General features: G+C 70.0%; 15 protein-coding genes. 7 read left to right on the top strand and 8 right to left on the bottom strand.

What is annotated here, in order from left to right; genetic code table 11:
- Positions 1-3 precede the first annotated feature (3 nt).
- Together ACFY1L_RS17010 and ACFY1L_RS17005 are read left to right on the top strand one after the other, a co-directional pair.
- Positions 4-3,621, top strand: a complete 3,618-nt coding sequence (locus ACFY1L_RS17010; RefSeq protein WP_388824067.1) for a hydantoinase B/oxoprolinase family protein — start codon at positions 4-6, stop codon at positions 3,619-3,621.
- Positions 3,602-4,207 carry an ATP/GTP-binding protein gene (locus ACFY1L_RS17005; RefSeq protein WP_388824065.1) on the top strand — a complete coding sequence of 202 codons (606 nt, stop codon included), beginning with the start codon at positions 3,602-3,604 and terminating at the stop codon, positions 4,205-4,207. The genes ACFY1L_RS17010 and ACFY1L_RS17005 overlap by 20 nt, the downstream gene beginning before the upstream one ends.
- Positions 4,208-4,274: 67 nt before the next feature.
- Here ACFY1L_RS17005 and glpK read toward each other — a convergent pair whose 3' ends face one another.
- The 4 genes from glpK to ACFY1L_RS16985 form a co-directional block, all read right to left on the bottom strand.
- The gene (gene glpK, locus ACFY1L_RS17000; protein WP_388824063.1) at positions 4,275-5,786 is read right to left on the bottom strand and encodes a glycerol kinase GlpK; all 1,512 of its coding nucleotides are present in this window, start codon (positions 5,784-5,786) and stop codon (positions 4,275-4,277) included.
- Between the two features lie 504 nt (positions 5,787-6,290).
- Positions 6,291-7,943: an EAL domain-containing protein gene (locus ACFY1L_RS16995; protein ID WP_388824061.1), complete on the bottom strand. Its 1,653-nt coding sequence runs from the start codon at positions 7,941-7,943 to the stop codon at positions 6,291-6,293.
- Positions 7,944-8,104: 161 nt separating this feature from the next.
- Complete coding sequence (locus ACFY1L_RS16990) at positions 8,105-9,295, bottom strand: lipid-transfer protein (protein ID WP_388824059.1); 1,191 nt, start codon at positions 9,293-9,295, stop codon at positions 8,105-8,107.
- Complete coding sequence (locus ACFY1L_RS16985) at positions 9,292-9,717, bottom strand: Zn-ribbon domain-containing OB-fold protein (protein WP_388824057.1); 426 nt, start codon at positions 9,715-9,717, stop codon at positions 9,292-9,294. Before ACFY1L_RS16985 ends, ACFY1L_RS16990 begins: the two co-directional genes overlap by 4 nt.
- A 247-nt stretch (positions 9,718-9,964) precedes the next feature.
- Between ACFY1L_RS16985 and ACFY1L_RS16980 the strand changes: the two genes are divergently transcribed.
- A complete protein-coding gene (locus tag ACFY1L_RS16980) occupies positions 9,965-10,774 on the top strand; it encodes a M15 family metallopeptidase (protein ID WP_388824055.1) in 810 nt (269 codons plus the stop codon).
- A gap of 47 nt (positions 10,775-10,821) precedes the next feature.
- On the top strand, positions 10,822-11,358 hold the full coding sequence (locus ACFY1L_RS16975; protein ID WP_388824053.1) for an NUDIX domain-containing protein: 537 nt from the start codon (positions 10,822-10,824) through the stop codon (positions 11,356-11,358).
- Position 11,359: 1 nt separating this feature from the next.
- Here ACFY1L_RS16975 and ACFY1L_RS16970 read toward each other — a convergent pair whose 3' ends face one another.
- Positions 11,360-13,726, bottom strand: a complete 2,367-nt coding sequence (locus tag ACFY1L_RS16970; RefSeq protein ID WP_388824051.1) for a TIM-barrel domain-containing protein — start codon at positions 13,724-13,726, stop codon at positions 11,360-11,362.
- A gap of 213 nt (positions 13,727-13,939) precedes the next feature.
- On the opposite strand from ACFY1L_RS16970, the gene ACFY1L_RS16965 reads away from it, so the two are divergent.
- Positions 13,940-15,907, top strand: coding sequence for an acetoacetate--CoA ligase (locus ACFY1L_RS16965; protein ID WP_388824049.1), 1,968 nt, complete (start codon positions 13,940-13,942; stop codon positions 15,905-15,907).
- Positions 15,908-15,916: 9 nt separating this feature from the next.
- Here ACFY1L_RS16965 and ACFY1L_RS16960 read toward each other — a convergent pair whose 3' ends face one another.
- On the bottom strand, positions 15,917-16,129 hold the full coding sequence (locus tag ACFY1L_RS16960) for a hypothetical protein (RefSeq protein ID WP_388824047.1): 213 nt from the start codon (positions 16,127-16,129) through the stop codon (positions 15,917-15,919).
- 265 nt (positions 16,130-16,394) lie between these two features.
- On the opposite strand from ACFY1L_RS16960, the gene ACFY1L_RS16955 reads away from it, so the two are divergent.
- Positions 16,395-17,648: an MFS transporter gene (locus ACFY1L_RS16955; protein WP_388824045.1), complete on the top strand. Its 1,254-nt coding sequence runs from the start codon at positions 16,395-16,397 to the stop codon at positions 17,646-17,648.
- 22 nt (positions 17,649-17,670) lie between these two features.
- Complete coding sequence (locus tag ACFY1L_RS16950) at positions 17,671-18,564, top strand: hypothetical protein (RefSeq protein WP_388824043.1); 894 nt, start codon at positions 17,671-17,673, stop codon at positions 18,562-18,564.
- An 83-nt stretch (positions 18,565-18,647) separates the two neighbouring features.
- Here ACFY1L_RS16950 and ptsP read toward each other — a convergent pair whose 3' ends face one another.
- Together ptsP and ACFY1L_RS16940 are read right to left on the bottom strand one after the other, a co-directional pair.
- Complete coding sequence (gene ptsP / locus ACFY1L_RS16945) at positions 18,648-20,318, bottom strand: phosphoenolpyruvate--protein phosphotransferase (RefSeq protein WP_388824041.1); 1,671 nt, start codon at positions 20,316-20,318, stop codon at positions 18,648-18,650.
- A gap of 78 nt (positions 20,319-20,396) precedes the next feature.
- Positions 20,397-20,846, bottom strand: a complete 450-nt coding sequence (locus ACFY1L_RS16940) for a PTS glucose transporter subunit IIA (protein WP_388824039.1) — start codon at positions 20,844-20,846, stop codon at positions 20,397-20,399.
- Between the last annotated feature and the right edge of the window lie 570 nt (positions 20,847-21,416).

Raw genomic sequence — 21,416 nt, 5'->3', positions numbered from 1 at the left:
GACGTGACAGGCTGGCAGTTCTGGGTCGACCGAGGCGGCACGTTCACCGACATCGTCGCGCGACGCCCGGACGGCCGCCTGCTCACGCACAAGCTGCTGTCGGAGAATCCGGCGCGTTACTCCGACGCGGCCGTCGCGGGCGTCCGCGAACTGCTGGACGGCCGCGAGGAACCCATCGAGGCCGTCCGTATGGGCACGACGGTCGCCACCAACGCCCTCCTCGAGCGCAAGGGCGAACGCACCCTGCTGGTCGTCACCCGCGGTTTCCGCGACGCCCTGCGCATCGCCTACCAGAACCGCCCGCACATCTTCGCCCGGCGCATCGAACTCCCCGAACTGCTCCACGAGCGGGTCGTGGAGGTCGACGAGCGCATCGCCGCCGACGGCACCGTCCTGCGCGCCCCCGACCTGGACGCTCTCGTCGGCCCGCTGCAGGAGGCGTACGACGACGGGATCCGCGCCGTCGCCGTCGTCTGCATGCACAGCCACCTCCACCCGGCCCACGAACAGGCCGTGGGGAAGCTGGCCGCTCGCATCGGCTTCCCGCAGATCTCGCTGTCCAGCGAGGTCAGCCCCCTGATGAAGCTCGTCCCGCGCGGGGACACCGCCGTCGTGGACGCCTACCTGTCGCCCGTGCTGCGCCGCTACGTCCAGCATGTCGCCGACGAACTCCAGGGTGTACGGCTGATGTTCATGCAGTCCAACGGCGGTCTTGCCGAGGCCGGGCAGTTCCGCGGCAAGGACGCCATCCTCTCCGGGCCGGCGGGCGGCATCGTCGGCATGGCCCGCATGTCGCAGCTCGCCGGCTTCGACCGCGTCATCGGCTTCGACATGGGCGGCACCTCCACCGACGTCTCGCACTTCGCCGGTGAGTACGAGCGTGTCTTCACCACACAGATCGCGGGCGTCCGGCTGCGTGCCCCCATGCTGGACATCCACACCGTGGCGGCCGGCGGCGGCTCGGTCCTCCACTTCGACGGCTCCCGCTACCGCGTAGGGCCGGACTCGGCGGGCGCGGACCCCGGGCCGGCCTGCTACCGCGGCGGCGGCCCGCTCGCCGTCACCGACGCCAACGTCGTGCTCGGCCGCATCCAACCCACCCACTTCCCCAAGGTGTTCGGCCCCGACGGCGACCAGCCTCTCGACGCGGACCTCGTCCGCGACCGCTTCGCCGCCCTCGCGCGCGACATCCGCGAGCGGACCGGCGACGAGCGCACGCCCGAGCAGGTCGCCGAGGGCTACCTCCAGATCGCCGTCTCCAACATCGCCAACGCCGTCAAGCGGATCTCCGTCCAGAAGGGCCACGACGTCACCCGGTACGCCCTCACCACCTTCGGCGGGGCGGGCGGTCAGCACGCGTGCATGGTCGCCGACTCGCTCGGGATCCGTACCGTCCTCGTGCCGCCCATGGCCGGCGTGCTGTCCGCGCTCGGTATCGGTCTCGCCGACACCACTGCCATGCGCGAACAGTCCGCCGAAGCGCCCCTGGAGCCCGCATCCATGCCCGGCGTCCTCAAGACGGCCGACGACCTCGAAGGAGCGGCCCGCGCCGAACTCCTCGCCGAGGACGTCCCCGAGGACCGCATCCAGGTCACCCGCCGCGCCCAGCTGCGCTACGACGGCACCGACACCACCCTCACCGTCGAACTGACCGAGCCCGGCACGATGCGCCACGCCTTCGAAGAACGTCATCGCGCCACGTACTCCTTCACGCTCGACCGCCCGATCGTCGTCGAAGCCCTCTCCGTGGAAGCCACCGGCATCACCGAACCCCCCGATCTCTCCGCCCTCGCCCCGTACGAAGGCCGCACCGCCACCCCGGACACCGTGCGCCTGCACACCGGCGGCGCCTGGCGTGACGTACCCCTCCACCGCCGCGAGGACCTCCCTCCCGGCGAAACCGTCACCGGCCCAGCGATCATCACCGAGGCCAGTGCGACAACCGTCGTCGACGACGGCTGGCGGGCCGTGGCACGAGACGACGGGCATCTGGTCATGGAACGCGCGGCGATTACACAGAGTTCCGATCTCGATACAAAAACCGATCCGGTTCTCCTCGAGGTCTTCAACAACCTCTTCATGTCGATCGCCGAACAGATGGGCGCCCGGCTGGAGTCCACGGCCCAGTCGGTCAACATCAAGGAGCGCCTGGACTTCTCCTGCGCGCTCTTCGACCCGGACGGAAGCCTGGTGGCCAACGCCCCCCATATTCCTGTCCACTTGGGCTCGATGGGCACGAGCGTCAAGGAGGTCATCAGGCGCCGCGGCTCTTCGATGCGGCCCGGCGACACCTACGCCGTCAACGACCCGTACCACGGCGGAACCCACCTGCCCGACGTCACCGTCATCACCCCCGTCTTCGACACGCAGGGTGACCGGATCCTCTTCTACGTCGCCTCCCGCGGCCACCACGCCGAGATCGGCGGGATCGCGCCGGGCTCCATGCCCGCGAACAGCCGCACCATCGAGGAGGAGGGCATCCTCTTCGACAACTGGCTGCTTGCCGAGGACGGCCGCTTCCGCGAGGAGGAGACCCTCCGCCTGCTCACGGAGGCGCCCTACCCCTCCCGCAACCCGAAGACCAACCTCGCCGACCTGCGCGCCCAGATCGCCGCCAACCGCAAGGGCGTCGACGAAGTCGCCCGCATGATCGAGAACTTCGGCCTCGACGTCGTCCAGGCGTACATGAAGCACGTCCAGGACAACGCCGAGGAAGCGGTACGCCGGGTCATCGACGCCCTCGACGACGGCGAGTACGCCTACGAGACCGACTCGGGCGCCGTCATCCGCGTACGCGTGCGGGTGGATCGCGAAAACCGCACCGCAACCGTCGACTTCACCGGTACATCCCCCGAGCTGGCCAGCAACTTCAACGCCCCCTTCGCGGTCGTCAACGCGGCCGTCCTGTACGTCTTCCGCACCCTCGTCGCCGACGACATCCCGCTCAACGACGGCTGTCTGCGCCCCCTCGACATCGTTGTGCCGCCCGGTTCCATGCTCGCTCCCGAGCCGCCGGCCGCCGTCGTCGCTGGCAACGTCGAGACCTCCCAGGCCATCACCGGCGCCCTGTACGCGGCGCTCGGCGTCCAGGCCGAGGGCTCCGGGACCATGAACAACGTCACCTTCGGCAACGAGCGCCACCAGTACTACGAGACCGTCGCCTCCGGGTCCGGCGCGGGTGACGGCTTCCCCGGTGCGCCCGTCGTGCAGACCCACATGACCAACTCGCGGCTCACCGACCCCGAAGTCCTCGAGTGGCGACTGCCCGTACAGCTCGACGAGTTCGCGGTACGTCACGACAGCGGTGGCGCCGGGCGCTGGCGCGGCGGGGACGGCGCGGTACGACGCATCCGCTTCCACGAGCCCATGACGGTCTCCACGCTCTCCCAGCACCGCAGGGTCCCGCCGTACGGCATGGCGGGCGGCGAGCCCGGCGCGCTGGGCGCCAACCGCGTGGAGCGCGCGGACGGCACGGTCACCGCCCTCGGCGGAAGCGACGCGGCGGACGTTCTTCCCGGCGACGTACTCGTCATCGAAACCCCAGGCGGCGGAGGCTACGGCCGGCCGCCCCACCACCCCGACCAAGCAGGAGAAGAGAACGATGATCTTCGGGCGTTCTGAGCGCGGGAAGCCTCCGGTCGAGCCCGTCACGCTCAAGATCCTGGTGGCCGGCGGTTTCGGCGTGGGTAAGACCACCCTCGTCGGCGCGGTCAGCGAGATCAGGCCCCTGCGCACCGAGGAACTGCTCACCGAGGCCGGTCGGCCGATCGACGACACGAGCGGTGTGGAGGGCAAGCACACCACCACCGTCGCCATGGACTTCGGCCGGATCACGCTCCGCGAGGACCTCGTGCTGTACCTGTTCGGCACGCCCGGGCAGGAGCGGTTCTGGTTCATGTGGGACGAGCTCTCCGAGGGCGCGCTCGGCGCCGTCGTCCTTGCCGACACCCGCCGCCTGGAGGACTGCTTCGCTGCCGTCGACTACTTCGAGCGGCGCTCCATACCCTTCCTCGTCGGCGTCAACTGCTTCGAGGGATCGGCCCGTTATCCGGTGGACGACGTCCGTCGGGCCCTCGACCTCGACGACGACGTTCCGCTCGTGCTGTGCGACGCCCGCGACCGGGAGTCCGTCAAGCAAGTCCTCATCGGCGTGGTCCAGCACGCGATGGCGTACGCGGCGGACCGCCGCCAGAGCGTCGCCACCTGAGGCAGGTGCGCGGCCCGTACCCCCGCCGACCGGGGTACGGGCCGCAGCCTCGGGCACGCGCGCGTGCCTAGTTTTCGCCGTCTTCCTCCCAGCCGAAGCTCTTCTCCACGGCCTTGCGCCAGTTGTGGTACTGGCGGTCACGTACGGACGCCTCCATGGACGGTGTCCATTCGACGTCCTTCCGCCAGTGGGACTTCAGCTCGTCGAGGTCGTTCCACACACCGGTGGCGAGCCCGGCCGCGTACGCGGCGCCCAGACACGTGGTCTCGGAGACCTTCGGGCGGACCACCGGAACGTCGAGCACATCCGCCTGGTGCTGCATGAGCAGGTTGTTCTTGGTCATGCCGCCGTCCACCTTCAGGGTGGTGATGTGCACCCCGGAGTCCTGGTACATGGCGTCCACGACCTCACGCGTCTGCCAGCTCGTCGCTTCGAGCACGGCCCGGGCGAGGTGCGCCTTGGTGACGTAGCGCGTCAGGCCCGTGATGACTCCGCGCGCGTCGGAGCGCCAGTAGGGCGCGAACAGGCCGGAGAAGGCGGGCACGATGTAGGCGCCGCCGTTGTCGTCGACGCTCGCCGCCAGGGGTTCGATCTCGTCGGCGGTACGGATGATGCCCAGCTGGTCGCGGAACCATTGCACGAGGGCGCCCGTGATGGCTATCGACCCCTCCAGGCAGTAGACCGGCGCCTCACTGCCGATCTTGTAGCCCATCGTCGTCAGCAGCCCGCTCTTGGACGCCACCGGCCGGTTGCCCGTGTTGAGCAGCAGGAAGCTGCCCGTGCCGTACGTGTTCTTCGCTGTGCCCACGTCGTAGCAGGCCTGCCCGAACACCGCCGCCTGCTGGTCGCCGAGGGCCGAGGCGACCGGTACGCCGGCCAGCTGGCCGACCGCGGTGCCGTACGTCTCGGCGGAGGACCTGATCTCGGGGAGGACGGCCTCGGGGATGTTCATGGCGGAGAGGATCGAGGAGTCCCACTGGAGGGTTTCCAGGTTCATCAGCATGGTGCGGCCGGCGTTGGTCACGTCGGTGACGTGCTGCCCGCCGTCGGTGCCGCCCGTCAGGTTCCAGATGAGCCAGGAGTCGATCGTGCCGAAGGCGATCTCGCCCCGTTCGGCGCGGTCGCGCAGCCCGGGCACATTGTCGAGCAGCCAGGCGGCCTTCGGACCGGAGAAGTACGTGGCCAGCGGCAGTCCGGTCTGCTCGCGGAAGCGGTCCTGCCCGTCCGAGCCGCCGAGCTGGTTGCACAGCGCCGCGGTGCGCGTGTCCTGCCACACGATGGCGTTGTGTACGGGCTTACCTGTCGCGCGGTCCCACAGGACCGTGGTCTCGCGCTGGTTGGTGATGCCGAGCGCGCTGAGCTGGTCGGCGCGCAGTCCGGCCTTGGCGATCGCTCCGGCGACCACCGCCTGCACCTTGGACCAGATCTCCGTGGCGTCGTGCTCCACCCAGCCGGGCTTGGGGAAGATCTGGCGGTGTTCGCGCTGGTCGACGGCGACGATCGCGCCGTCCTGGTTGAAGACGATGCAACGGCTGGAGGTGGTGCCCTGGTCGATAGCGGCGACGAACTTGTCCGTCATGACGTCCCCTTCGTCGTTCCTTCAGAAAGCTGCTGTGGATCAGAAAGCTGCTGTGAAGAAGGCTGCTGTGAGGATGAGCCCGGAAGGCACCCCGCCGATCAGCGGTCCGACCACCGGGATCCCCGCGCGATTGCAGTGTGGGATCCCTGTCTCTCCGTTGCTCATGGCGGCTCCTAGGCCCCTGGCCCGGGGTGATCGACCCCGGTCCTGTGTGCAGGGTGCGTTTCCCATGGCGACTTCAGCCGAAGGCAGGGAGTGTCCCGCGCCCCGCCCGGCATCCGTGACGAGCGTGCCGTCGCAGCCGAATCGCCCGTGGGGGAGCGGGCCTGTCCCGCAGGCGCGGCCCGCGCGGTGCGTGCCTGGTTACACCGTGTATGTACGGCGATGCCGACTGACACCGGAAGTGTTCACCGGCACCCAGAGAGCGTCAAGGTCGCTGACGGCAACGGTGACAGCCGCCCGGGAGCCCGTGAGGAGTACCCACGGCCGGTACCAGTACGAGACTCATCCTCTCCCGGGTTCCGCCACCGCGCACCCCGCCTGGGCGGGCGTGGCCTCCGAGCCGCGCAGAATCTCGTATCCGGGCAGCCCTGCGCGGCCCAGCACCCAGCTTGCGCCGTTCAGGGACTTCGCGGCCTTCTTGAGCGGCGCCAGACAGGCCGCGGCCTGCCGGTGGTCCGCCACGCTGCCGGGCCGGCACAGGACCGTGGCCAGGGACAACGTGACGGGACGCCCGCCCGCTGACCAGGGCGCGTCCAGCACCGAGCGGGCCAGCGGATCCAGCCCCTCCGGATCCGCGAGCACCAGGAAGTCGTCCCCGCCGATGTGCCCCACGCGCGTGCTGCCGGAGGCGGCATGCTGCAGCGCACGCCCCACGGACCGGATCAGCTCGTCGCCCGCGGCGAACCCTGCCCCGTCGTTGACCTGCTTGAAGTGGTCCACATCCAGCCAGCTCAGCGCGAGCGTCCGCCCGTCCGCGATCCGCCGGTCCACTTCCCCGGTGATCGCGTCCGAACCGGGCAGCCGCGTCAGCGGATTGAGCCCGGCCGCCTCCTCGACCCGGCTCTCGGCCAGCGCCCGCACGAGATCCGCGAGCCGTACGACGCCCACACACCGCCCCTGCCGGTCGACCACCGCCACATCGTCCGACGTGCGGTCCCGGCCGCCGACGGCCACCACGTCCAGAACCTCCCAGGCCGTGGCATCGACGCCCACCGTCCGCGGTGGATCCCCGAGCTTGGCGGCCGGTCGGTCGGCGTACAGCGCATGTCCGTAGCGCCCCGACATCGACAGCAGGAAGCGCGAGCGGTGCACCGACCGGACCGGGGTCCCGTGCACGTCCACGAGCAGCACTCCGGAGACCTCCGGCGACCCGGTGAGCAGCGCCCGAACCTGACCGGCGGAAGCGGTGGCGGGCAACAGCGCGGCCGGCCGCACGAACTCCCGCACCGACGGTCCGGACCGCGGAACCGGCACGACACCGGGGGAGCGGGGCGGAACGTATACGTCCGCTGCGGGCAGCCGGGCCGGCGGCGCGAACAGCGCGCCCTGGGCCAGCTGCGCCCCGGCCGAAACCGCGGCCGCGCACTGCAGTTCCGTCTCCACACCCTCGACGGACAGGAGCGCTCCCAACTGCTCGCACAGCGTCCGCATCGCCCTCACCGCGGCCGGCCGCGCCAGCAGCGATGCGTCCAGTTTCACCAGGTCGGGTGCCATGTCGGTGAGCAGCCGCAAGGGTACGTCCCCGTCCCCGATGCCGTCCGCACTGATCCGGAAGCCTTGGCCCCGCAGCGCGCCCACCGCCTCCAGCAGCGCCTGCTGCGGCACGTGTGTGTACGGCGGGCCGATGTCGACGGTCACCTCCCACGGCAGCCGTCCCGCCTCGCGCACGGCGGCGTGCAGCGGGGTGAGGCCGCCGAGGTCGGCGAGGGTGCCCGCGAACACGTTGACGTGCAGCGGCAGCAGCGTCTCCTTGCGTGCCGCCGCGCGGACCGCCAACACCGCCAGCCGACCGTCGATTTCGGGGTCCCGGCGGGCCTCGGCCAGGATGTCGCCGGTCTCCGGGCGGGCAAGTATCTCCAGCCCCGCAACCCCTCCGGTGGCCAGATTGACCACCGGCTGGAAGGCGAAGCGGAGAGTGTCCGTCCAGGAGCGCACGGCAGCATGATGACTCTGCCGGCGCACCCCCAGGCCCAGTTCATGAGACGTTCACGCAGGATTCCGGGGCGATCACGCAGCGTACGAGAAAGGGCTTGCTCCGGTCGGCGACGAGAGGGCCGCGCGGCCGGATGTGCCCGGCTGCGACGACGGCCCGCTCCTCACCGCACCGCGATGACCGCCGACCCGTGCCCGAACAGCCCCTGGTTCGCCGTGATCCCCACCCGCGCGCCCGCGACCTGCCGGTCACCCGCCACCTGCCTCAACTGCCAGGTCAGCTCGCAGACTTGGGCGATCGCCTGGGCCGGAACCGCCTCCCCGAAAGAGGCCAGCCCGCCGCTCACGTTCACCGGTATTCGCCCGCCCAGGGTCGTGGCGCCCTCCCGCAGCAGCTTCGCTCCCTCTCCCTCCCCGCACAGGCCCAGATCCTCGTACCACTGCAACTCCAGTGCCGTGGACAGGTCGTAGACCTCGGCGAAGGAGAGATCCTCGGGCCCAACGCCCGCCTCCTCGTAGGCAGCCCGCGCGATCGACGCCCGGAACGACTCGGCGGCCGGCTCCACCGCCACTGCGGAGTCCGTCGCGATGTCCGGCAGATCCAGCACCGTGTTGGGGTAGCGCGGTGTCACGGTGGACACCGCCCGGATCCGCACCGGCTCCGGGGCGCCGTGCCTGCGCGCGAACTCCAGGCTGGAGAGCACCAGTGCCGCACCTCCGTCGGACGTCGCGCAGATGTCGAGCAGTCGCAGCGGATCGGCGACCACGGCGGAGGCGGCGACCTCCTCGGGGGTGACCCGCTTGCGGTAGCGCGCGTTCGGATTGAGCGCGCCCTGGGCCGAGTTCTTCACCTTGACCTGTGCGAAGTCCTCCGGGGTGTCCCCGTGCACGGCCATGCGACGGCGCGCGTACAGCCCGAAGTACGTCGGATTGGTCGCCCCGAGAACCCGGAAGCGCAGCCAGTCCGGATCGTCGGGCCGGTCGCCGCCCGCGGGCCGGAAGAAGCCCTTGGGCGCCGCGTCGGCGCCCACCACGAGGACGACGTCCGCCAGTCCCGAAAGGATCTGTGCCCGAGCGGTGTTGACGGCCTGCGCCCCCGACGCACACGCCGCGTACACGCTCGCCACCCGGGCCCCCTGCCAGCCCAGGGCCTTCGCGAAGGTCGCACCGGCCACATACCCCGGATAGCCGCCACGCACGGTGTCCGCGCCGACGACCGAGCCGATGTCCCGCCACTCCAGCGCGGCGTCGGCGAGCGCCGCGCGGGCCGCCACCGCGCCGTACTCGACGAAACTGCGCCCCCACTTGCCCCACGGGTGCATGCCCGCGCCGAGCACCGCCACCTCACCCGTCATGCCCTCACCCCCGCAGGCCGCCAATGCCAGGTCGTCCAGGTCGTCTCCGCGTCCTCGTGGAGCACGCCCGGGGCGACCTCCACCTCCATGCCCACCGTCAGATCGGCGACGGTGACCCCGGGAGCCGCCTGCCCCAGCACCACGATCCGCTCGGCCTCGAGCTCCACAGCGATCAACGTGTACGGCTCCCACGGAAGTTCCGGATCGGTCACATACGGTGACGGAGGCCGATAGCGGCTGTCCGTGTACGACCAGACCCGCCCGCGAGGTGAGAGCGGCACCTCTTCCAGATCACCGCCCGGACACCCGGGGTTGCGGCAGTGCGTGTCCTCGCGAGGAAAGAAGACCGAGGTGCACGCAGCACAGCGCGTGCCGAGGAGCCTGAAGCCGTCCTCGCCGCCGGCGAACCACCTGTCGACCACAGGCCTGCGCGTACGTGACACAACCCCTCCCCACTACGGAATCTGACGGGACGTCAGAAGTCTGCCACGGGCATCCGGAAATGGGCAGGGCGTCCCGCCGAACCGAACAGGTCCTTGCTGCGTCGTCGTTACGTAAGGGACGGCCGGGGCCCACGGGGGTGGTTCCGGCCGTCCCTTGGTCGCATCCGGGGTGAACTGCATCCGATCGCTTCCCGTGCGGAACAGGGACCTGATAGATGCAGGACACATGACACGACTCACCAGTGCAGTTCGCGGTCTGATCACCGCACTCGCCGCCCTGCTGGCCGTGACCGCCACGTCTGCCACTGCCCGGGCGAACACCGAGCCCAAGGCACCCAGCGACTTCGTGGCCCTGAGAACCGTGGACCCGACGATCATCCAGGAGATGCGCTACTTCACGGTGCACAACTTCGTCGGCGAACGCATCGACGGCTACCAGCAGCCGCTGTGCATCCTCACCCGGCCGGCCGCCGAAGCACTCCACAAGGCCCAGACGAAGCTGCTGCGCAAGGGCTACACGCTCAAGGTGTACGACTGCTACCGGCCGCAACGCGCCGTGAACCACTTCGTCCGGTGGGCCGAGGACCTCGACGACCAGGCGATGAAGGGCGAGTTCTACCCGAACGTCGACAAGACCCGGCTGTTCGAGGACGGTTACATCGCGGAGAAATCCGGCCACAGCCGAGGCTCCACCATGGATCTCACCATCGTGAAGCTCCCCGCGAGGCCGACCCGGCCGTACCACCCCGGCGAACCCCTCGTGCCCTGCTACGCACCCAAGGACGAGCGCTTCCCCGACAACTCCGTCGACATGGGCACCGGCTTCGACTGCTTCGACACCCTGGCCCACACCCTCGACCCGCGCATCCAGGGCGAACAGCGCGCCAACCGGCTGCTGCTCAAGAGCACCCTGGAGGGTCTCGGATTCGTGAACCTGGCCGAGGAGTGGTGGCACTACACGTTCAAGCCCGAGCCCTACCCGGACACCTACTTCGACTTCCCGGTGTCCTGGAAGTCGCTCACGAACGGCCACTGAGCCGCCTCGAGGAGACGCCCTCCACGTGATCGGATACATTCCGCTTCGTGTCCGAAACTCATGCCTCCGCCCCCAACTCCGCGCCCGACTCGCATTGTTCGAGCTGCGGAGCGCCCTACGGAGAGGGCGTCTCCGGCTGGCCCCGCACCTGTCCGGAGTGCCGCGCCGTGGCCTACCGCAATCCGCTTCCGGTCGCGATCGCGCTCCAGCCCGTGTACGACACGAAGGGCACCGCCCTGGTCGTCATCACCCGAACCATCGCCCCCGCGCGCGGGGGTATCGCCCTGCCCGGCGGCTTCATAGACGACCGTGAGGACTGGCGGCAGGCCGTGGTCCGCGAGCTCAAGGAAGAGACCGGCATCGACTCGGCGAGCCGCGATGTGCGGCTCGTCGACGCCATGAGCTCCCCCGACGGACATCTGCTGCTGTTCGGGCTCCTCCCGGAGCGCCCGGCCGAGGGGCTCCCCCAGTCCGCCGCCACGGACGAGACGGAAGGCTGGCACCTCCTACGCAGGTCGGAGGAGCTCGCCTTCCCCCTGCACACGCTGGCCGTGCGGGCCTGGTTCGAGGGCCGGTACCTCTGAGTCAGCCCTGCTCGACTCCCCGCACCCGCACCGGGTAGGGCGGCTTGCCCGAGCCGCCCTCGCCCTCCCGCTTGACCACCAGTCGCCGTCCCTTCCAACGGGCGACGTAGCGCTCGAGTTCCGGCTCGTCCCAACCGTCCCCCGAGTCCTGCACCACCAGTCCGACGCCGCTCCGTCCTCGGGCGGGCGCCCACACCTCCAGCTCCAGACCGCCGTCGTCCCCGCGCACGGGGACGACGGCACCCGCGCGCGCGAGCACCGGAATCCGCGACAAGGGAGCGTCGACGAGCACCTGCCCCGGCCCCTCGTACACCTTCTCCGTCACCGTGTCGTACCAGCGCCCCCGGGGCAGCTGCACAGCACGCCGGTCCGTGCCCGGATCGAGCACCGGCGCCACCAGCAGGCAGTCGCCCAGCAGGAAGGCGTCCTCGCAGTCCCGCAGTGCACGGTCCTCTGGCGTGCCCCACCACAGGGGCCGCACATAGGGCGCTCCCGTGCGCCGGGCCAGATGCGCCAGCGTCATGAAGTACGGCAGCAGCCGCCGGCGTTCGACGAGCGCCACGCGCGCGTGCTCCAGCACCTCGGGGCCGAACTCCCAGGGCTCCCTGCGCCCTGCCCGCAGACTCGCGTGCGTGCGGAACAGCGGCAGGTACGCGCCCAGTTGGACCCAGCGCAGATACAGCTCGGGCGACGGACTGCCGTCGAAGCCGCCCACGTCCGGACCCGAGTACGGCACCCCGCACAGCCCCAGCCCCATCACCAGCGACAGCGAGGCCCGCAGCCCGGGCCAGCCGGTGGCCACATCACCGGACCACGTCCCCCCGTAGCGCTGCATACCGGCCCACCCGGAACGCGAGAAGACGAACGGCCGCTCCTGGGGCGCCAGTTCGCGCAGCCCCTCGTAGGCCGCCCTGGCCATGGACAGGGCGTAGACGTTGTGCGCCTCCCGGTGGTCCCCGCCCCGTCCTTCCAGGGAGTGCCTGGCCGAGCGCGGCAGCGTCGACTCTCCGAACGCGGCGAACGAGGTGGGTTCGTTCATGTCGTGCCAGAAACCCGCGAACCCCTGCGCGAGCCGCTCCTTGTACAGACCTCCCCACCACGCACGCACGCGCGCGTGCGTGAAGTCCGGGAAGACCGCCTCCCCGGGCCACACGACCCCGCGCACCACACGCCCCGAGGCGTTCCGTACGAACGCATCCTCGGCCGTGCCGCTGTCGTAGACGGCGTTGCCCTCGGCGGCCTTGACCGCCGGGTCGACGATCGACACCAGCCGGATTCCGTCCCGCCGCAGTTCCTCGGCCAGTACGGGCAGCTTGGGGAAGTGCTCGTGGTCGACGGTGAACACCTGGTGCTCGTCGTAGTGGTCGATGTCCAGATGCACGGCGTCCAGCGGCAGCCCGCGCTCCTGATAGCCGGAGACGATCCGCCGCACCTCCTGCTCGCTGCCGAAGCCCCAGCGCGCGTGGTGATGGCCCAGCGCCCAGGCGGGCGGCAGCGCCGGCGCACCCGTCAGCGACGCCCAGGCGAGCAGCACGCGCGCGGGGGTGCCCACCATTACCCAGCAGCGCAGTGGACCGCCGTCCATGCGCAGCTCGGACGTCCCTGTCCGGTCGTGTCCGGAACCGGCGCCCTCCTCGCCCTCCCGCAGCGTCACCGTGCCGTCCCACGAGGTGTCGTGGAACACCAGATGCGTGCCGGCGTCGGCCACCACCAGCTGCACCGGCATCGTGATGTACAGCGGATCGTCGCCGGGCCCGAAGGCGCGGCCGGGGTCCGTGTTCCACAGGCGGTACGTCCCCTCGCGCAGCCGTGGGCCCGACGCCCGTCCCCCCAGACCGAAGAACCGCGCGTCCGCGGACACCTCCGAGCGCTGCATCCAGCGCGCGGCGCCGCCGCCGACCGGCTCCCACCAGCGGGGCGGCAGATCACGCCGCAGGGTCACACCTCCGGGCGTACGCACCTCGACCGCCCCGTGCCGCGAGACGACGACCGTCACCCGCTCCGCCACGACCCGCCAGCCGCCGTCCTTGTCCGGCTCCAGAACCGCCCGCGGATCGGGCTCCGGGCAGCGGCCCGCGAACGCGTACGACGGCTCGGGCTCGGCCCCGTCCCAGCCCCAGAAGACCGCCCCGTTCACGGCAACGACGATCCGCAGCTCCGAGCGGCTGAACCGGACGATGCCACCACCCGGACCGGGCTCCACCTCCTGCACGGGCCCGGGCACCCGCGCCCGCTCGGCCCTCCTCGGCGGCAGCGCGGAAGCATCCGCACGCCTCCTGCGCCACGCCGCCCTCACGGTACGCAACCTCTGGGCCGCCCCCGCAGAACCGACCACCCTCACCGAACGCACCAGGTCACGACCGTCCATGCTGCTCACCCTGCCATTGACCGCCCCACACACGCGTGCCGTTCAACTGCCGTTCACCCGTGCCGAGACCACATCTTCACGACACCGACTATGTGGGGCGCACCCTGGTGTAGAAGTCGATCACATGGCATCGTCCGTGTCAGCCGCGTCACGCGCACACCCCAGCACGTGCGCGACCGACGCACACGACGCGCACAGTCCGGGAGCCGCCCCATGTCGACCGTGAACCCCCAGCCGCTCTGGCAACCAGATCCGGAACGTATCGCCCAGGCGCAGCTGACGAAGTTCCAGGCCTGGGCGGCCGAGCGCCACGGAGCCCCGGCCGAGGGCGGCTACGCGGCACTGCACCGCTGGTCCGTCGAGGCACTGGACACCTTCTGGAAGGCCGTCGCCGAGTGGTTCGACGTACGGTTTTCGACACCCTACGCGCGCGTGCTCGGCGACCGCTCGATGCCGGGCGCCGAGTGGTTCCCCGGGGCGACCCTGAACTACGCCGAACACGCTCTGCGCGCGGCCGCGACCCGCCCGGACGAACCGGCCCTCCTGTACGTCGACGAGACCCACGAACCGCGCCCGGTGACCTGGTCCGAGCTACGCCGCCAGGTGGGCTCCCTGGCGGCCGAGCTGCGCGCCCTCGGTGTACGCCCCGGCGACCGCGTCAGCGGCTATCTCCCGAACATCCCGCAGGCTGTCGTCGCCCTCCTCGCCACGGCCGCCGTGGGCGGCGTCTGGACGTCCTGTGCTCCCGACTTCGGTGCCCGCAGTGTCCTGGACCGCTTCCAGCAGGTCGAACCGGTCGTCCTGTTCACCGTCGACGGCTACCGCTACGGCGGCAAGGAGCACGACCGCCGCGACATCGTCGCCGAACTGCGCCGCGAACTGCCCACGCTGCGAGCCGTCGTCCACATCCCCCTCCTCGGCACCGAAGCTCCCGAAGGCGCCCTGGACTGGTCGTCCCTGACCAGCGCCGACACCGAGCCCGTCTTCGAGCGGGTCCCCTTCGACCACCCGCTGTGGGTGCTCTACTCCTCGGGCACGACCGGCCTCCCGAAGGCCATCGTCCAGTCCCAGGGCGGCATCCTGGTCGAACACCTCAAGCAACTCGGTCTGCACTGCGACCTCGGCCCCGAGGACCGTTTCTTCTGGTACACGTCGACCGGCTGGATGATGTGGAACTTCCTCGTCTCCGGCCTCCTCACCGGGACGACGATCGTGCTCTACGACGGCAGCCCCGGCTACCCGGACACAGGCGCCCAGTGGCGCATCGCCGAACGCACCGGCGCCACCCTCTACGGCACCTCGGCGGCGTACGTCATGGCATGCCGCAAGGCAGGCGTACACCCCGCGCGCGACTTCGACCTCTCCAAGGTGCAGTGCGTCGCAACCACCGGCTCACCGCTCCCGCCCGACGGATTCCGCTGGCTGCACGACGAGGTCCGCGACGATCTGTGGATCGCGTCCGTCAGCGGCGGCACGGACGTGTGCTCCTGCTTCGCAGGAGCCGTACCGACCCTCCCGGTGTACATCGGTGAACTCCAGGCACCCGGCCTCGGCACCGACCTGCAGTCCTGGGACCCGAGCGGCAAGCCCCTGGTCGACGAGGTCGGCGAGCTCGTCGTCACCAACCCCATGCCGTCGATGCCGATCCACTTCTGGAACGACCCCGACGGCAGCCGCTACCACGACAGCTACTTCGATACCTACCCCGGCGTATGGCGCCACGGCGACTGGATCACCCTCACCTCCCGCGGCTCCGTCGTCATCCACGGCCGCTCCGACTCCACGCTCAACCGGCAGGGCGTGCGCATGGGTTCGGCGGACATCTACGAGGCCGTCGAGCGCCTGCCCGAGATCAGGGAATCCCTGGTGATCGGCATCGAACAGCCCGACGGCGGCTACTGGATGCCCCTCTTCGTGCACCTGGCCCCCGGGGCCGCCCTGGACGAGGCCCTCCTGAACCGCATCAAGCAGACCATCCGCGAACAGCTCTCACCACGCCATGTTCCGGACGAGATCATCGAGGTCCCCGGCATCCCGCACACGCTCACCGGAAAGCGCATCGAGGTCCCGGTCAAGCGCCTCCTCCAGGGCACTTCACTGGAGAAGGCGGTCAACCCCGGCTCGATCGACAACCTGGACCTGCTGCACTTCTACGAGGACCTCGCCCGCAAGCGCGCCTGACCGGGCAGGTCAACCACCGTAGGTGGCCTCGGACTCACCGAGCACGGCAGCGAAGTCCGAGGCCAACCGCACCGCGTCGGCAGTCTCGAGCTCGGCGACGGAGATCCGCACCCCCGCTGCCGACGACGACCGGAAGCGGGCGCCCGCCGCGACCCACCAGCCGTACGAACGCAGCCCGTTCACCACGGCCGACTCGTCCTGCACGGGCACCCACAGGTTCATCCCGCTCGCTCCGTGCGCCCGGACACCACGTTCGCCCAGTTCGTCGAGAAGAGCGCCACGGCGCAGCGCGTACGTCTCCTGCGCGCGCCACCAACGCGCGCGTGCCGTCGTCGGTCAGCAGCCCGTGGACGATGTCCTGGAGCAGATGACTGACCCAACCCGACGTCAGTAGCAACCGGCCGTCGTGGCGGGCCAACGTCGTTGCATCACACGCCGCCGTCGCCCACCGCAGGTCGGTGCCGAGGAACTTGCTCACAGTCCGCACGTGCACCCAGCGCGTCAGCCCACCGCTCGTCAGCGTGTGCAGCGGCACGGCGGCAACGGCGGACGCGTGGTCGTTCTCGACGACCAGCACATCGGGCTCACCCCGAAGCACTTCCACGAGCGCGTCCCGGCGTGCCACGGAGAAGCAGCCGCCGTACGGATTCTGCGCCCGCGCATCGCCGGCGCACCCCTGGGCGGCCGCCTCGCCGACCGATTCCCGCTCACCCGTGTCCTGATCGCCGTCCAACTTCTGCGTGCCGTCGCCTCCTTGGCACTGCTCACCACGAACGACTACACCCTGCTCCTCGCGTTCTCGGCTGTCGGCAGCCTCGGAGACCGCGCGGCGAGCGTCCTCACCAGGCTTTATGCCACTCGCGTGGCAGGACCGGACCGCGTCCGCTATCAGGCCGTCCACCGCACTGTGGCCAACGCGGGCTGGGCCCTGGGCGGTCTCGCCGCCGCGGCGGCACTCGCCCTCGGCACTGCCGCCGCTTACCAATGGCTGCTGGCCGGAGACGCCCTGTCCTTCATCGCCTCGGCACTCCTCACGCTGCGCTGCGGCGAACCCCCGTCCGCCTCGCACACCGTCGCCACGTCGAAGACCCCAACACCCACGACCAAGCCGCCGCACACAAACCCCTGGCGCGACCGCACCTATCTCGCCTACGTCGCCACCGAAACCGTTCTCTTCCTCGACGACGCCGTGTTCAAGGTCGGTCTACCCCTCTGGATCGCACACGCGACAAGCGCACCGCATGGCCTCGCACCCCTGCTGCTGGTCCTCAACAACGTGATGGTGGTGGCCCTGCAGGTCCCCCTGGCTCGTTTCGCGACCACGACGACGGCCGCGCGCAAGCTGCTCGCTCCGCTGTCAGCCGCCTTCGCCCTGGGCGGTATCGCCATGGCCTTCTCGGCCACCGGCGGCACTGCCACCGCGATCCCGCTCCTCACCGTCGCGGCCGTCGCATTCACCCTGGCCGAGATGCTCCATGCCACCGTCTCCTGGGAGCTCTCCGTCGCCCTGGCCCCCGACACCGGGCAGGGCGCCTACCTCGGCGTCCACGGCCTGGCCCAGTCCGCCCAACGCAGCGTGGGACCACTCGCCGTCACCGCGGCCGTCACCATCGGCCCGGCCGGCTGGACCTGCTTCGGCGCCCTCATCGCCCTGACCTGCCTGATCCAGCACCGACTGGTCCGGGATCGCCTCGCTCCGACGCCGTTGTCAGTGCCCCCGATTACTGTGAGTGAGCAATGATCGACTGCACTCAGGGGGAACAGTGGCGCACACCGACCACCGGACCATGCGACGCGTTCTGCGCCGCGAAATCGCCGGCACCATCGGCCTGCTGACCGACGAGCACGACTTCAGCGCCATGCAGCGCTACCGCAGCTTCACCTTCGACAGCCACGAGACCTATCTGCAGCAGGTGGAAGCCCTCCTCAAGACACGCGCCTCCCAAGGCAGTCACACCACGGTCGCACTCTTCGATCCAGACGAGTACGCGGAATTCTGCGCGGACGCAGGCCTCGACCCCGACGTCCCGTCGAGCCGCACCCGGTTCACCGCCGAACTGGCCACCACCGGACCCACCGTCCCCTACGACGGCCAGCCCCTGGCGGACCTCGTCCCCACCCTCGTCGACGAAGCCGTCCGGCAGGCCACCTGGGAGTACGCGTCCACGCTCCTGGCCCGCCTCGGCGCCTGCGCCTCCTGCGGCGAGGACATCGGCCGCGCAGCATTCACCCGCGCCTCCGGCCTCCTCGTACGCATCCTCGACGCCTCAGGGCCTGGCAACCGGCACCTCGTCTGCAGCGTCTCGGCAACCTCGGAGACCCTCGTCTCCGTCCTCCACGCCGACGAGGACGACGACTGCGCCATCCAACTCGACGAGGCCGAAGCCCTCGAGTTCACCACGGTCCTGGCCCTCGGCATCGCCACCCGGAGCCCAGGCGGACTCGTCATGCGCACCAGCACCCCCGGAACCACCGACCGCGTCTACGGCTGGCGCCTCCGCGGAGAAGGGCTCGCGCCTCTCACCGCCGGTGAGGTGTTCGATGCCTACTGCACCGACATCGAATCGGGAGACCTGATCTCCCCGGAATCGGACGTCGACTACTGCGCACCGCCCGACCTCGGAGAGGAAGGACCGACACCGGGCCACCACCACTGACAGCGCAAGGGGCGCTCCACTCGCGAGTGAAGCGCCCCTAAGAACGGCGGCAAGCAGACCTGCCGACACCTGCCCCGGTCCGACTACTCGCCGGACAGCACCGCCTGAGCCGCGTTGCGCGCCTCCTCGGCGCTGTCCGCAGCCCGGGCCGCCGCAGCGGCACGTTCACACTGGGCCAGCGTGTACTTGCCCAGCGTCGCCCGGACATACGGAATCGACGCCGCACCCATGGAGAGGGAGGTGACACCCAGACCGGTCAGCACACATGCGAGCAGCGGGTCGGACGCGGCCTCACCACACACACCACAGCTCTTGCCCTCGGCCTTCGCCGCCTCCGCGGACAATGCGACAAGGTCGAGCAGCGCGGGCTGCCACGGATCCTGCAGACGGGACACCGCGCCCACCTGGCGGTCGGCAGCGAACGTGTACTGCGCGAGGTCGTTGGTCCCCAGCGACAGGAACTCGACCTCCTGCAGGATCGACCGAGCCCGCAGCGCGGCCGACGGAATCTCGACCATCGCGCCGAACTTCGCCTGCAGCCCGGCCTCACGGCACGCGTCCGCGAACGCCTTGGCATCGGCGCGGTCCGCGACCATCGGTGCCATGACCTCGAGGTAGACCGGCAGACCCTCGGACGCCTTCGCGAGCGCGGTCAGTTGGGTGCGCAGCACCTCGGGGTGGTCGAGCAGTGTCCGCAGACCGCGGACCCCCAGAGCCGGGTTCGGCTCGTCGGCCGGCGTGAGGAAGTCCAGTGGCTTGTCCGCACCCGCGTCCAGCACACGCACGACGACACGGCCCTCGGGGAACGCCTCGAGCACCTGCCGGTATGCCTCGACCTGCTTCTCCTCGGACGGCGCGTTCTTGCTGTCGTCCAGGAAGAGGAACTCGGTACGGAACAGACCGACGCCCTCGGCTCCGGCCTCGACGGCGGCCGGCACGTCCGCCGGACCACCGACGTTGGCCAGCAGCGGCACCTTGTGTCCGTCGGAGGTGGCACCCGGCCCGGTCGAGGCGGCCAGCGCTGCCTTGCGCTCAGCAGCCTGGGCCTCCAGCTGTGCCTTCTTCTCCTCACTCGGATTGACGAAGATCTCGCCGGTGCTGCCGTCCACGGCGATCATCGTGCCTTCGGCCAGCTCACCGGCACCCGGCAGCGCGACCACGGCGGGAACTCCGAGCGCCCGCGCCAGAATCGCGCTGTGGCTGGTCGGCCCGCCCTCTTCAGTGACAAAACCCAGGACCAGGGTCGGATCGAGCAGCGCGGTGTCGGCAGGCGCAAGGTCACGTGCAATAAGTACGTACGGCTCGTCGCTGTCCGGGACGCCAGGCATCGGCACCCCGAGAAGCCGGGCGACGATACGATTCCGCACGTCATCCAGGTCCGCCACACGACCGGCGAGGTACTCACCGGCACCGGCCAAGAGGGCGCGGTATGCGGCGAACGCGTCGTACACAGCGCGCTCGGCTGTGCTTCCGACGGCGATACGCCGTTCGACATCCGCCATCAGCTCGGGGTCCTGGGCCATCATGGCCTGCGCCTCGAGCACTGCTTGGGCTTCGCCCCCCGCCAGATTGCCACGCGCCATAAGATCGGCCGCCACAGCCTCCACGGCCATGCGGGCGCGCCCCTGCTCACGCTCCGCGTCCTCCGCCGGAATCTGCTTGGCAGGCGGCTCCAGCACCGCCGTTCCCATGTGCCGAACCTCGCCGATCGCCACACCGTGGCTCACGCCGACGCCTCGCAGCGTTGTCTCCATCTCACCCGTCTCCGATAGTGCGGCGGGTCCCGCCGCCGCGGTGGTTGTCCTACTCGCCGTCATACGACGGCACTGACGTCACTTCCAGACGAAGAGACTGTCGCCGGCCTTCACATCGCCGTCGTCACGAAGATCGGAGAGAGCCTCGGCGGTGGCCTCGAGCGCCACGATCGGGCACACCGCGGACTTCCCGGCGGCCTCCACGGCGGCCGGGTTCCAGCGCACCACGCTCTGACCACGCGTCACGGTGTCGCCCTTGTTCACGAGCAACTCGAAGCCCTCGCCGTTGAGCTGCACGGTGTCGATACCGAGGTGGGTGAGTACGCCGTGTCCCTGTTCGTCGACGACGACGAAGGCGTGCGGGTGGAGAGAGACGATCACTCCGTCCACGGGAGCAAGGGCCTCGGAGGGCTCACGCACGGGGTCGATCGCAGTACCCGGGCCGACCATGGCCCCGGAGAAGACCGGATCCGGCACAGCTGCCAGTCCGATGGCGCGTCCTGCGATCGGGGACGTCACGGTGGTCATGGGAAGCCTCCCAGGAGTGGAGTTGCATATGGGCCGTCACTGCCAGTCACGGACGGCACACTGTGCAGCAGGGTATGTCATATGAAGTGCCGGTTCCGCACGAAGGTACCGGTTAGTGGTCTAGACCACCAGCCTAATCGATTTGCACCCGCTTCACAGCCCCGTGTACAGTCGTACTCCTGCTTGAGGCCGAGCGACGCGACCAAGCGTCCTTGCTCAGCAGCACCCATACTTGTCAGATCCTATCTCGGGGTCACCTTCTGCATGCCCGCAGGAGGGTGGTCAGAGAGACGGAAAAACACTGATAGAGTTTGGAGCACCGAAGGGAAGCGCCCGAAGGAAAGCCCGTGAGGGTGAGTACGAAGGAAGCGTCCGTTCCTTGAGAACTCAACAGCGTGCCAAAAATCAACGCCAGATTAGTTGATACCCCGTCTCCGGCCGGATTTATTCGGTTGGGGCGAGGTTCCTTTGAAACAAACACAGCGAGGACGCTGTGAACGGCCGGGCTTATTCCGCCTGGCTGTTCCGCTCTCGTGGTGTCGTCCCGATTACGGGAGAACATTCACGGAG

This window comes from Streptomyces sp. NPDC001663, from assembly GCF_042893105.1.
In the GTDB taxonomy this organism is placed as follows: Bacteria; Actinomycetota; Actinomycetes; order Streptomycetales; family Streptomycetaceae; genus Streptomyces.
This window is presented reverse-complemented; position numbering and strand designations above follow the sequence as displayed.

Excerpts from the sequence above, each read along its gene's own strand:
- glpK (WP_388824063.1), bottom strand. The coding sequence starts at position 5,786 with ATGACGGACAAGTTCGTCGCCGCTATCGACCAGGGCACCACCTCCAGC.
- ACFY1L_RS16970 (WP_388824051.1), bottom strand. The coding sequence starts at position 13,726 with ATGGACGGTCGTGACCTGGTGCGTTCGGTGAGGGTGGTCGGTTCTGCG.
- ACFY1L_RS16965 (WP_388824049.1), top strand. The coding sequence starts at position 13,940 with ATGTCGACCGTGAACCCCCAGCCGCTCTGGCAACCAGATCCGGAACGT.
- ACFY1L_RS16960 (WP_388824047.1), bottom strand. The coding sequence starts at position 16,129 with ATGAACCTGTGGGTGCCCGTGCAGGACGAGTCGGCCGTGGTGAACGGG.
- ACFY1L_RS16980 (WP_388824055.1), top strand. The coding sequence starts at position 9,965 with ATGACACGACTCACCAGTGCAGTTCGCGGTCTGATCACCGCACTCGCC.
- ACFY1L_RS16940 (WP_388824039.1), bottom strand. The coding sequence starts at position 20,846 with ATGACCACCGTGACGTCCCCGATCGCAGGACGCGCCATCGGACTGGCA.
- ACFY1L_RS16990 (WP_388824059.1), bottom strand. The coding sequence starts at position 9,295 with ATGACGGGTGAGGTGGCGGTGCTCGGCGCGGGCATGCACCCGTGGGGC.
- ACFY1L_RS17005 (WP_388824065.1), top strand. The coding sequence starts at position 3,602 with ATGATCTTCGGGCGTTCTGAGCGCGGGAAGCCTCCGGTCGAGCCCGTC.
- ptsP (WP_388824041.1), bottom strand. The coding sequence starts at position 20,318 with ATGGAGACAACGCTGCGAGGCGTCGGCGTGAGCCACGGTGTGGCGATC.